Annotated in this window: 12 protein-coding genes; 6 read left to right on the top strand and 6 right to left on the bottom strand. The window is 66.7% G+C overall.

The window, feature by feature from the left end:
- The 3 genes from VDP82_RS06885 to VDP82_RS06895 form a co-directional block, all read right to left on the bottom strand.
- The coding region (locus tag VDP82_RS06885) for a methyl-accepting chemotaxis protein (protein WP_323014112.1) at window positions 1-1,489 on the bottom strand (1,489 nt) is incomplete at its 3' end.
- A 172-nt stretch (window positions 1,490-1,661) separates the two neighbouring features.
- Window positions 1,662-2,141 (bottom strand): group III truncated hemoglobin, encoded by a 480-nt coding sequence (locus VDP82_RS06890; RefSeq protein ID WP_323014113.1) that lies wholly within the window; start codon window positions 2,139-2,141, stop codon window positions 1,662-1,664.
- 130 nt (window positions 2,142-2,271) lie between these two features.
- Window positions 2,272-2,715 carry a pseudoazurin gene (locus tag VDP82_RS06895; RefSeq protein ID WP_323014123.1) on the bottom strand — a complete coding sequence of 148 codons (444 nt, stop codon included), beginning with the start codon at window positions 2,713-2,715 and terminating at the stop codon, window positions 2,272-2,274.
- A gap of 283 nt (window positions 2,716-2,998) precedes the next feature.
- Here VDP82_RS06895 and nirK point away from each other — a divergent pair, with 283 nt between their 5' ends.
- From nirK to VDP82_RS06915, 4 genes are all read left to right on the top strand, one after another.
- Complete coding sequence (gene nirK / locus VDP82_RS06900) at window positions 2,999-4,126, top strand: copper-containing nitrite reductase (protein WP_323014114.1); 1,128 nt, start codon at window positions 2,999-3,001, stop codon at window positions 4,124-4,126.
- A gap of 69 nt (window positions 4,127-4,195) precedes the next feature.
- Window positions 4,196-5,101, top strand: a complete 906-nt coding sequence (locus VDP82_RS06905) for an SUMF1/EgtB/PvdO family nonheme iron enzyme (protein ID WP_323014115.1) — start codon at window positions 4,196-4,198, stop codon at window positions 5,099-5,101.
- Between the two features lie 84 nt (window positions 5,102-5,185).
- Complete coding sequence (locus tag VDP82_RS06910) at window positions 5,186-5,890, top strand: Crp/Fnr family transcriptional regulator (protein ID WP_323014116.1); 705 nt, start codon at window positions 5,186-5,188, stop codon at window positions 5,888-5,890.
- 394 nt (window positions 5,891-6,284) lie between these two features.
- Entirely contained in the window at window positions 6,285-7,526 is a 1,242-nt protein-coding gene (locus VDP82_RS06915; protein ID WP_323014117.1) for an NnrS family protein, read from the top strand.
- A gap of 113 nt (window positions 7,527-7,639) precedes the next feature.
- Here the strand turns inward: VDP82_RS06915 and VDP82_RS06920 are convergent, their stop codons facing one another.
- Genes VDP82_RS06920 through VDP82_RS06930 form a run of 3 tightly spaced genes read right to left on the bottom strand, consistent with a single transcriptional unit; the run spans window position 7,640 to window position 9,797 of the window.
- Window positions 7,640-7,951: a metal-sulfur cluster assembly factor gene (locus VDP82_RS06920; RefSeq protein ID WP_323014118.1), complete on the bottom strand. Its 312-nt coding sequence runs from the start codon at window positions 7,949-7,951 to the stop codon at window positions 7,640-7,642.
- Entirely contained in the window at window positions 7,948-8,451 is a 504-nt protein-coding gene (locus tag VDP82_RS06925) for a DUF2249 domain-containing protein (RefSeq protein ID WP_323014119.1), read from the bottom strand. Before VDP82_RS06925 ends, VDP82_RS06920 begins: the two co-directional genes overlap by 4 nt.
- A complete protein-coding gene (locus VDP82_RS06930; protein WP_323014120.1) occupies window positions 8,448-9,797 on the bottom strand; it encodes a hypothetical protein in 1,350 nt (449 codons plus the stop codon). The genes VDP82_RS06925 and VDP82_RS06930 overlap by 4 nt, the downstream gene beginning before the upstream one ends.
- Before the next feature lie 245 nt (window positions 9,798-10,042).
- Here VDP82_RS06930 and ccoN point away from each other — a divergent pair, with 245 nt between their 5' ends.
- Entirely contained in the window at window positions 10,043-11,689 is a 1,647-nt protein-coding gene (gene ccoN / locus VDP82_RS06935; protein WP_323014121.1) for a cytochrome-c oxidase, cbb3-type subunit I, read from the top strand.
- A gap of 4 nt (window positions 11,690-11,693) precedes the next feature.
- The coding region (locus VDP82_RS06940) for a cbb3-type cytochrome c oxidase subunit II (protein WP_323014122.1) at window positions 11,694-12,067 on the top strand (374 nt) is incomplete at its 3' end.

The raw sequence follows: 12,067 nt of genomic DNA on the forward strand, positions 1-12,067 counted from the left end.
CGCCCGCGCGCGCCGCTTCCACCGAGGCGTTGAGCGCCAGCAGGTTGGTCTGGAAGGCGATGTCGTCGATCAGCCCGATAATGTTGGAGATCTTGGCCGAGGACTGGGTGATCCGCTCCATGGCCTCATTGGCCTTGTGCATCACCGCTCCCCCTTCGGTGGCCGCGCTCGACACCAGGCCGGCATTGCGCGCCGCCGACACCGCCCGCTCGGCATTCTGCATCACCGTATCGGCAAGCTGCTCCATGGCCGCCGATGTCTCCTCGATCATCGCCGCCTGGCGCGTCGTGCGCTCGGACAGGTCATTGGCGCCCGACAGGATTTCCCCCGTCGCCGTCTTGATGTCGGCCGAGGTCTGCTTGATCTGCCCGACAATGCCGGTCAGCTTGGCCACCACGGCGTTGATGTCGGTCTTGAGCTTGTCGAAGGCGCCGGCATACTCGCCGCGCATCTGGCGCGACAGGTCCGCCGCCGCCAGCGCCGACAGCACCGAGCCGGCATCGGCCAGCCCGCCGGCCACCGTGTCCATCATGCGGTTGAAGGTCGCCGCCAGCCGCTCCAGGTCGGCCTCGCCATAGCTCTCGGGCAGGCGGCGGCTGAGATCGCCCTCCACCGTTGCCGCCACCGCCTCGCCGAATTCGGCCTGGAAGCGCTCCATGGCGCGGGCGCGGGCGGCGGCCTGCTCATGGGTCTGGCGCTCCAGCGCCGTCATCTCGGCCACGCGGATGCCGTTTTCGCGGAACACCTGCACGGCCCCGGCCATGGAGCCGATTTCGTCGCGATTGCCCTTATAGGGAACCTCTGCGGCGAAATTGCCGTCGGCATAATCCTGCATGATGCCGGTGATATGGGTAAGCGGGCGCACGATATGGCGGTTGCCGACGAACAGCGCCAGCCCCACGCCCACCAGCAGGCCGCCCAGCGTCACCACGCCCACCACGGGCAGCACGATGGCCTGGAAACTGGCCATCTCGGCATTGAGCGCGGCGTAATCGTCCTTGTCGGCCTGCACCACCAGGTCCACCTCGGCCTGATAGGCCTTGCGGTTGGCGCGGTTGGCCTCGTTATTGCCCTGCTCATTGGCCAGCGCCGGATCGGTCCCGGCCAGGCGCGTGGTCTCGGTGCGGAAGGTACGGAACTCGGCCGCCCGCGCCACCAGATTGTCGAAGCTGGACTGATGCTCGGGCTTGACCAGCGGCCGCCAGGCCTCGATCAGCACGTCGATCTGGTCGAGCGATGCCAAAACGCCCTTGGCGAAGGGCGCCGCCTGCTCGGTGGTGTCAGAGGCATAGATGCCGCGCGCATCCATCACCACGGCGGTGATCAGCCGGTTGAGATGCTCGCCATTGAGCGCCCGCGTCGAGGCCTCCCCCAGCTCGCCCAGCTGATGGGTATAGGTGCCCGCCATATAGACCGCCAGGCTGGCGGTGGTCAGAACCACCAGCCCCATCGCGGCGACAATGGCCAGAAGTTTCGTGCGCAATTTCATCGGCGGCATCCCAGCGCGCCTTCTGGCGCAGTTCAAAGACAGTGTTTCCTGGGAAAAATTCTGCGCCTTTACAGTTAACAGGGACTAAATATTGTCCTGACCGGGGTATTACGTGGTCTTTCCGCCGCGCAGGACCGAAAATGGACCGCGCTCAACACCCGCCCGGAGCGTTTCAGCAGGAGCCCGGAAGCGTCAGTTCCGCCGCGCGCAGCGGCTCGACGGCGGTGGAATCCTCGCCCCGCTGATAGGCGATGGCCAGCCGGAAGCTCTGGGCGATCCGCTCGGCCCGGTCGATGAACAGGGCTGCCGTGTCGGGATGGCAGATTTCGTCCACCGTCTGCTTGAACAGCACCAGCCAGCGCACGAACAGATCGTCGTTTATCTCGGGGATGGCCTGGTGCTTGGGCCGGGGCCGCCCGTAAACACGGCCGGTGCCCAGCAGCATGGCGCTCCAGAAATCATACATCTGGCGCAGATGCGGCGGCCATTGCTCGGGGGCGATATGGGCGTCGAACACCGGCCCCAGCGCGGGATCGCGCCGCACCTTGGCATAGAACCCGTCCACCACCTGGCGCACCTGCGCCTCGTCCAGCCCCGGCGGGGTGGTCCCGAAACGCACCGAAGCCGCCGCGCCCTGGTCGCTCACGCTCATCCCGCCTGTCCTTCCGTCACGTCAAACATGAATATCATACACATCTTTTGCGCATTCGAGAAAGGCCCGAACGCCAAACGGCCCCCGGAGGCTTCGCCCGGGGGCCGTCATTGCTCGCCTTTATGCCAGCTCAGAGCCCGGCAGCGTCGTAGATCGCCTGGAAGCGCTCGCCGACCTTCTTGGGCACCTTGACGGCCTTGACCGCGTCGATGTTTTCATGGCCGTCGCCGACGATGACCATGGCCACCATGCCCATGGCGAAGTGCGGGGTGCATTTCAGCCCATAGACGCCGGGCAGGTCGAACGTGGCCGTGAAGGTCTCGTTGATCTTGCTCTTGAAGGTGGCGGCCCCTTCCGGGATCATGTCCTTGATGGTTTCGACATTGTGGCTCTTGTCGGTGGGGATGAAGGTCACCGTGTCGCCGGGCTGGATCTGCACGAAGGCCGGCTCGAACACCATGGCCCCGGCCTCGCCCTTGTTGAGCATGTGGATTTCGTGGTTGACGCCCTGCGCGGCGGCCGGCAGCGGCTGCAACAGCGGCAGGGCGGCGCCCAGCGCCAGCAGACCCAGCATCAGACCGCGGCGGGTGACATTCACCTGGGTTGCAACCAGGGCATCAGGGAAAAGGCGCATCTTTATACTCCTTGCGTCAGGGCCGCGTCGGGGGTGAGGGCCCTTCGGGGTGGTTCCTATGCCCATGCGGTAGCTTCTTCTTTGATCCTCGTCAAACTAGGGCAATAAACATGTCTCTGAAATTGTTGAACTATTTGATCGAAATCAAGGAGCGCACCCACCCTCTTCCATATTATCCTGTTCGAAGACGCGGCAAACTCGCGTCAAACAACGGAGAAAGAAAATGGCTGGTCAGAACACAGTCTCGCGTCGGGCCCTGCTTACCGGAGCAGCCGCGATCGGCGCGGCGAGCCAGTTGGCCGTCATGCTGCCCGCCGCCGCCCAGGAAGTGGCCGCCGCGGCCGGCGCCGTGGACATCAACACGCTCGAGCGCGTCAAGGTTGAGCTGGTCGCTCCGCCCTTCGTCCATGCGCACGAGCAGGTCGCCACCGGCGCTCCCAAGATCTATGAATTCACCCTCACCATCGAGGAGAAGATCCACCAGGTCGACGACGACGCCACCGTCTGGGCCATGACCTTTAACGGTTCGGTCCCCGGCCCGCTGATGGTGGTGCATGAAGGCGACTATGTCGAATTGACCCTCATCAACCCCGACACCAACATGATGGGCCACAATATCGACTTCCACGCCGCCACCGGCGCGCTGGGCGGTGCCGGGCTCACCAATGTCAACCCGGGCGAGAAGGCCATCCTGCGCTTCAAGGCCACCAAGGCCGGCGTCTTCGTCTATCACTGCGCCCCCGAGGGCATGGTGCCCTGGCACGTGGTCACCGGCATGAACGGCGCCATCATGGTGCTGCCGCGCGAAGGGCTCAAGGACCCCAAGGGCAATCCCCTGCCCTATGACCGGATCTACTATGTCGGCGAGCAGGACTTCTACCTGCCCAAGGACGAGGACGGCAATTACAAGGTCTATGAGAGCATCGGCGACGACTATGACGACATGATCGCCGTCATGCGCGGCCTCATCCCCACCCACATCGTCTTCAACGGCCGCAAGGGCGCGCTGACCGGCGAGAACGCCCTCAAGGCCAAGGTCGGCGAGAAGGTGCTCATCATCCACTCGCAGGCCAACCGCGACACGCGGCCCCACCTGATCGGCGGCCATGGCGACTTCGTCTGGCCCACGGGCAAGTTCCACACCCCGCCCGATGTCGACCAGGAAACCTGGTTCATCCCCGGCGGTGCGGCGGGCGCGGCCTACTACACCTTCCTCCAGCCGGGCGTCTACGCCTATGTCAACCACAACCTGATCGAGGCGTTCGAACTGGGCGCGGCCGGGCACTTCGTGGTCGAGGGTGAATGGAATGACGACCTGATGACCTCGGTGCTCGCCCCCAGCCCGATCTGACCGCGACGCGGTTCCTGACGAACCCGGCCGGCGCCAACCCCCTGGCGCCGGCCAGCCCCGGAGGCGGAAATGATTGCAAGAGCGGATGATTTCAGGGACATGGCCGGCATTGCCCTGCCGGCGCTTCTGCTGGCCGCGGGCCTCGCGGTCATGGCGACGCAGCTTGTCCCGCTGCACGTGCCCCAGCCGGTGACGGCCACGGCATCGGTCACCCCGCCACAGACGGTCACCCTGCCTCCGGGCACCCTCACCTACCGCGCCCCCGGCCAGTTCCTGCGCGACGGCGCCCCGGTGGATGCCCCGATGGCGACGATCGCCTTCGACGCTCCCTTCGAGATGATGACCTATCAGGTCAGCGCCGCCGACTATGCCCGCTGCGTCAATGATGGCGCCTGCGCCCCCGCCGCCCCGCGCCATCAGGGCGTGGGCGACGTGCCGGTGACCGGGGTCAATTTCGACGACGCCACCGATTATGCCCAATGGCTCTCGGCCGCCACCGGCGAAACCTGGGTTTTGCCTACCGATGCGCAATGGGCCTATGCCGCCGGCAGCCGCTTCGTCGACGACGCGCTCAATATCGCCGAGAACAATGCCAATCCGGCGCTGCGCTGGCTGGCCAATTACGAAAAGGAAGCCGCCCGCCAGAGCGCGGCCCAGCCCATGCCCCGCGTCCTGGGCGCCTTCGGCGCCAATGAGAACGGGCTGATGGACATGGCCGGCAATGTCTGGGAATGGACGCAGACCTGCAATGCGCACGTGCATATCGACGCCGCCGGCGCGGTGCTCAGCCAATTGCCCGCCTGCACCATCCGCGTGCTCGAAGGCCAGCACCGCACGCCGATGAGCGTCTTCATCCGCGATGCGCGCAGCGGCGGCTGCTCGGTCGGCGTGCCGCCCGACAATCTCGGCTTCCGCCTGGTGCGCCAGGCAGAGCCGAACTGGTTCGAACGTCTCGCCGCCCGCCTGGGTTTCTGAGCGTCGGGGGTGCGACCCCGGCGCAGGTATCGCCTTGCGCCATTATGATGTATTCCATGTCCATCTTGGATCGGAGTACGTCCGATGGCCGATATCGATCGCAGCCTGGTACGCGCCCTGCCGCTCTTCGCCAACATGCAGGATGCCGAGCTTGACCGGCTTCTGGCGCGCGCCACCATGCGCCGCGTCCCCATGGGCGAAGCGGTCTATGAGCAGGGCCAGAAGGCAACCCAGTTCTTTCTCCTCCTGCATGGCCGGCTCAAGGTCACCCAGGTGACGCCCGAAGGCCAGCAGATCATCGTCCGCGTCGTCCATCCCGGCGATCTCTTCGGCTTCGCCCAGGCCCTCCAGCGCAACGACTATCCCGGCACGCCCATCGCCGCGGCCGAAAGCCTCGTCATCTGCTGGCCCAACGAGGTCTGGGGGAGCTTTGTCGAGCAGAACCCGCATCTGGCCGTCAACGCCATGCGCACCATCGGCCAGCGCCTCCAGGAAGCCCATACCCGCATCCGCGAAATGTCGACCCAGGAGGTGGAGCGCCGCGTCGCCCACGCCGTGCTGCGCCTCATCGAGCAGGCCGGCAAGCGCGAGCCCGACGGGGTGCGCATCGATTTCCCCCTCACCCGCCAGGACGTCGCCGAGATGACCGGCACCACGCTGCACACCGTCTCGCGCCTGTTCAGCGCCTGGGAGAGCCAGGGCATCGTCAAGGGCGGCCGCCAGAAACTGCTGGTCCGCGACGCCGAGCGCCTGCAAGCCCTCGCCGATGGGCTGGGACACGGCCCGTAGCGGCTTCCGCCTCACCCTCGGGAATCCCCTCTCCCCTTGCGGAGAGGCAAGCGCAGTGGCCACAGCCCCACCGGGCCCAATCATCACCCCCTCGCGTTCTCCCCCATCAAGGGGGAGGTGCCACCCGGTGGTCCAAGCAAGATCGTGCCAAAAGCACGGAGCCACACCTCCCCCTTGATGGGCTTTGTCGGCGGTCGGCGCACCCGATGAAAGGCTCCAGTGGAGCCTTTCAAGACAAGAAGGCCGGGAGGGGGTGCCGGGAGCCACAATCTCCAAACCTTGCCCCCTCCCCACCTCTCTTTGCGCCACCGCAAGGACAGCCTTCCCTTCCCCCCGCTAGAGCCTCACACTGGGCTCCGCCTCGAACACCCGCATGGAGCCTGGAAGGTGCCCCATGACCGACAGCAAAGCATCCGACAGCAAAATAACCGCCAAACCAGCGCCCCGGCGCCAGCCCGTGCCGCGCGGCCTTGCCCATGACGGGCCGGTGATCCTGGCCTATGGCTTCCGCCCGTTCTTCCTGGCCGCCGGAATCTGGGCCATGCTGGCCATGGCGCTGTGGATCGGGGCGCTGGCCGGCGACTGGCCCATCGGCGGGACCTATGGCGGGCCGGCCTGGCACGCCCATGAAATGCTCTTCGGCTACAGCACCGCCGCCATGGCCGGCTTCCTGCTCACCGCCATTCCCAACTGGACCGGGCGCCTGCCCGTTTCGGGCGCGCCGCTGGGCCTGCTTTTCCTCGTCTGGCTGGCCGGGCGCCTGGCCCTGCTCGCCCCCGACCTGATCAGGCTGCCGCTGGCCATCGCCCTCGATATCGCCTTCCTGCCCTTCCTGCTCGCCATCTGCGCCCGCGAGGTCATCGCCGGGCGCAAATGGCGCGACCTCAAGGTGCTCGCCGTGGTCGCGGCGCTGGCGCTGGCCAATATGGGCTTCCATGCCATCGTCATCTTCGGCGCCGATCCGGGCCTGGCCAGCCGGCTGGCGGTCTCCGCCTATGTCATGCTTATCGGCATCATCGGCGGCCGCGTCGTGCCCAGCTTCACCCGCAACTGGCTGGCCAAGCGCCATGTGCAGAGCCTGCCCGCCCCCTATGACCGCTTCGATACGATCGCGCTTCTGGGGGGCCTGGCCGCCCTCGTGCTGTGGGTGATCTGGCCCGCCCACGCGGTGACTGGCCTGGCCTGCGCCCTGGCCGGCCTGCTCCATGCCTATCGCCTCATCCGCTGGCGCGGCTGGCAGACCGGGGCCGAGCGGCTGGTGCTGGTGCTGCACCTGGCCTATCTCTTCGTGCCCCTGGGCTTTTTCGCCATTGCGCTGGTGCCGCCCGGCCTGCTCGATCCGGCTTCGGCGCTGCATGTCTTCACCGTCGGCGCCATCGGGCTGATGACCCTGGCCATCATGAGCCGGGCGACGCGCGGTCATACCGGCCTGCCCCTCACCGCCCCGGCGATGACGGCGGCGAGCTATGCCCTGCTGTTCCTGGCCGCCCTGCTGCGGCCCCTGGCGACCCTGCTGCCCGACCATTACCTGGCCTTGCTCTCGGCCAGCGGCGCCTGCTGGATGGCCGCCTTCGCGCTCTATCTGGTCGAATACGCCCCGCCCATCCTCACCCGCCGCAAGCCGAGGGCGGAATAGGGATTTGGCGGCTGGGGGATCATGCCGCCCCCCTCACCATGTCGCCCCGGACCTGATCCGGGGCCCATCCTGGCAGCAGCCGCCCCACCGTCTCAGGATGGAACGAAAATCCCTCAGAACCGCGCCGCGATTTCCGGCGCCATGCGCTCCGGCGTCCAGGGCGGATCGTAGCTCAGCGTCACGCGCACCGCCCTCACCCCATCCAGCCCCAGCACCCGCTCTTCCACAGCCTGTTGCAGGAAGCCGCTGGCCGGGCAGAAGCGGGCGGTGGTGGTCATCACCACCTCCGCCGCGCCGTCCGGCCCCACCTCGATGGCATAGACCATGCCCAGGTCGACGATGTTATGGCCCAGTTCCGGGTCGATCACCGCCCGCAGGGCGACGCGGATCGCCTCGGCCACGGCGTTCCGCTGCTGCCCGGTCATGGCTTGCGGCCGGCCCGCACCATCAGGCGGTAATTCTCGCCCGTGGCGTCGAAGTCGCCCACCCAGCCGGCGCCGCGCGCCTGCAATTCGGGAAACAGGAATACCGGCTCGCGCCCCAGCAGTGCAAAGGCCACCTCGCCCTCCGCCATGGCCTCGAGCTGGGCCAGGATGCGCACCATCGGCTCGGGCGGGTCCATTTCGGTGCAGTCGATGTAATAGGAAGGGTCGGGCCATTTCTCCGGGTCCGAGGCCACGGCGGGGCTGGTGATATCCTCTCCCTCAGGGGTGAAGATCACCTGCCATTCGCCACCGTCCAGGGGCGTCGCCTCATGGGAAAAGCCCTTACTGGCCATCACCGCCAGCAGCGGCTCGGGCCGGAAGGTGGCGAACAGCTTGAGGCGCTGGCCGGGGGCGAGGCTGCCCACCGCCGCCATGATGGCGCCGAAGGGCTCGCCGCCATTGCGCAAAAGCGGGCGCACGTCGAGTTCGAGATCAGTCATGTCATTTTCCTCTCTATCGGGGCCGGCAGGAAAAGCCGGGGTCGGGGAAGATCGCGCCACTCGGCCGGCAGGTCGGCCAGCCTCCTGGCGCGGTAGAATTGTTGTATCAGCGCCAGCACGGCCAGCATTTGCAGGCCCGCCCCGCTGCGGAACACCAGCGGCATTTGCGCCCACAGCGCCGCCCCGGCCACCGCCACGCCGGCGAAATAGAGCCAGAACCACACCATGGCATGGTCCTCACGCACAAGATCCTGCACGCGTGGCGTCGGCCGCCGCCCCATCAGCGGGGCGAAGCATTCGAGCCAGGTGAGAAAGGCGACGATCTTGTAGAGCATGGCCAGCCCCAGCCCGCCCAGCCAGCCCAGCGCCAGGATATAGACGGCCACCGGCGCCACCAGCTCGGTTTCGCCGGAAAAACCGGCCCAGAGCAACAGGCCCAGCCCCAGCGGCAGCGCTGCGAAGGCCGGCAATGCCGCGCCCATATGCAGCTCCAGCACCGCCCGCTTGCGGCTGCGATACAGCCCGGCGACGTCGCCGATATAGAGCGCCACGGCCAGCCCGGCAGCCAGCCCCGCCGCCGCCAGCATGGCGGGCGCCGCCTCGCCCCCCGCCAGCACCAGCCCCAGCGCCGCCAGCAGGGCGGTCAGCCCCGCCGCTCCGCTCCACAGCACCAGTTGCGGACGCCATCCCCGGCGCTCGGGCGCCAGCAGGAACATCGAAAGCAGCCGATAGCTCACGCCCATGGCGGCAAGGCTCAGCCAGCCGCCCAGCCCGAAGCCGGCATGCAGCGCCACGCCCCGTTCCGCCAGCGCCGCCGCCAGGTCGTCGCCCAGAAGCCCAGCCAGCATGCCGGCCAGCAATACCCCCAGACTGGCGGCGCCGAGCAGGCAAAAAAGCGCCAGCGCCACGAAACGCGCGGGCAGGGGCAGCGCCTTGCCGCCGATCAGCGGCGTCGCCAGCATCGCCACCGCCAGCCCGAAGCCGGCCAGCAGCAGCGCCCCGCCCCAGGGCAGCAGCGCCGCGCTCAGCCCCCACCAGCCCTCGATGCCGGCAAAGCCGGCGAGCAGCATGCACAGCCCACAAACCAGCAATCCCAGCGCCACCGGCGCCAGGGACGCACCGCGCAACGCCCGCCCGGTCAGCACCGGCAGGAATTGCAGAAGCGCGCCCAGCATCAGCAGGCTCAGCCAGCCAATGGCCACCAGATGCACGACGATCAGCGTGGAGGAGGCGAGAAGACCCTCGCCGGGAAAACCGAACCCCATCGCCATCGATCCGAGCGCCAGTGTCAGGCAACTCAGCGCCACGAGGAAATAGGCGAGGGTCCACCGCGATATGCTGGCCATGGGCATGGCTCTGTTGTCCTTGGTCGATTGGGGTGGCGGCCATGCGCCCCGATGAGATCACCCTAGCGCCCCCTCTCCCCGGGCACTTTGTCGCGGCGCAAACACACATAAGGGCGCTAAACACGAATGGGGGGTGAAAAAACCCTCTTCCTTGCGCTAGATCAAAGAGAACATTTCCGGCTCGGCTAGGGCTGGACCGATATGCGGGCCGCGGCCCACCGTAAAAAGAGCTGGGGACACGAGAGATGATGGCTGATTTTACACGCAGCGAGAGGGTCGGCGCCCTCATCCTGCTCGGGGGGCTGGTGCTGATCGGCCTGGCCATGGCCATTGCCGGCCGCAACGATCTTCTGGGCATTCACGGCGGCATCGTGCTGGCGGCGGGGCTTTGGGGCTTCGTCGTGGTCATGCGCCAGTTCGACCTGCCTGAGCCCTCGGCCGAACGGCTCTCCGAATATTACGACGCGCCCACCCGCGCCGGCCTCATCCTCACCCTCATCTGGGGCATTATCGGCATGGGCGTGGGCTTCTGGGTCGCGGCCCTGCTCGCCTGGCCTGATCTGACCTTCGACGTGCCCTGGCTCACCTGGGGCCGCCTGCGTCCGGTCCACACCAGCGGCGTCATCTTCGGCTTCGGCGGCAATGCGCTGATCGCCACCTCGCTGCACGTGCTCCAGCGCACCTCGCGCGCCCGCCTGCCCGATGCGCTCAGCCCCTGGTTCGTGCTTTTGGGCTACAACCTCTTCTGCATCATCGCCGCCAGCGGCTATCTGATGGGCCTCACCCAGTCAAAGGAATATGCCGAGCCCGAATGGTATGCCGATATCTGGCTGGTCATCGTCTGGGTCACCTATTTCGCCATCTATATGCGCACCCTGGCCCGCCGCAAGGAGCCGCATATCTATGTGGCCAACTGGTACTACATGGCCTTCATCCTGGTGGTGGCGATCCTGCATATCGTCAACAACCTGGCCGTGCCGATCTCGCTGGGCAGCGCCAAGTCCTATTCGCTGTTCTCGGGCGTGCAGGATGCGATGACCCAGTGGTGGTACGGCCATAACGCGGTGGCCTTCTTCCTTACCGCCGGCTTCCTGGGCATGATGTATTACTACCTGCCCAAGCAGGCCGGCCGCCCCATCTTCTCCTACCGCATGTCGATCATCTCCTTCTGGGGCATCACCTTCATGTATATGTGGGCCGGCTCGCACCACCTGCATTATACCGCCCTGCCCCATTGGGTGCAGACGCTGGGCATGGCCTTCTCGGTGGTGCTGCTGGTGCCGAGCTGGGCTTCGGCCGGCAATGCCCTGCTCACCCTCAACGGCGCCTGGCACAAGGTGCGCGACGATGCGGTGCTGCGCTTCATGGCGCTGGCGGCGATCTTTTACGGCCTGTCCACCTTCGAGGGCTCGTTCATGGCCATCCGCGCCGTCAACTCGCTCAGCCACTATACCGACTGGACCGTGGGGCACGTGCATGCCGGCGCGCTGGGGTGGGTGGCCATGATCAGCTTCGGCTCGCTCTATGCGCTGGTGCCCACCATGTTCAAGCGCGAGCGCATCTATTCCCAGAAGCTGGTGGAGCTGCATTTCTGGCTCGCCCTGTCCGGCACGGTGATCTACGTCTTCGCCATGTGGAATTCGGGCGTCATCCAGGGCCTGATGTGGCGCACCTATGATGAATCGGGAACGCTGAGCTATTCCTTCATCGACAGCCTGGTGGCCATGCACCCCTACTACATCGCCCGCGCGCTGGGGGGCCTGCTCTTCCTGCTGGGCGCCTGCGTTGCCCTCTACAACGTCATCATGACCATCCGCATGCCGGCGCATGGCGCGGCCCCGGCCACCTATGGCGATCTGCCGGCCGAGCCCGCCCTGCAGGCTGGAGAGTAATCCTATGTTTGGTTTCCACTACCGCCTCGAACGCAATGCCCTGGGCCTTGTCGCCTTCATCGTCATGGTCGCCTCCATTGGCGGCCTGATCGAGATCGCGCCGCTCTTCACCATCGACGAGACGGTGGAGAAGGCCGAGGACATGCGCGTCTATACCCCGCTCGAAATCGCCGGCCGCAACATCTACACCCGCGAGGGCTGCTATGGCTGCCATAGCCAGATGATCCGCACGCTGCGCGACGAGGTGGACCGCTACGGCCCCTATTCGCTGGCCGTGGAAAGCCAGTACGACCATCCCCAGCTCTGGGGCTCCAAGCGCACCGGGCCGGACCTGGCGCGCATGGGCAACAAATATTCGGACGCCTGGCACACCGCCCA

Source organism: Devosia sp. (genome assembly GCF_034675085.1).
In the GTDB taxonomy this organism is placed as follows: Bacteria; Pseudomonadota; Alphaproteobacteria; order Rhizobiales; family Devosiaceae; genus Devosia.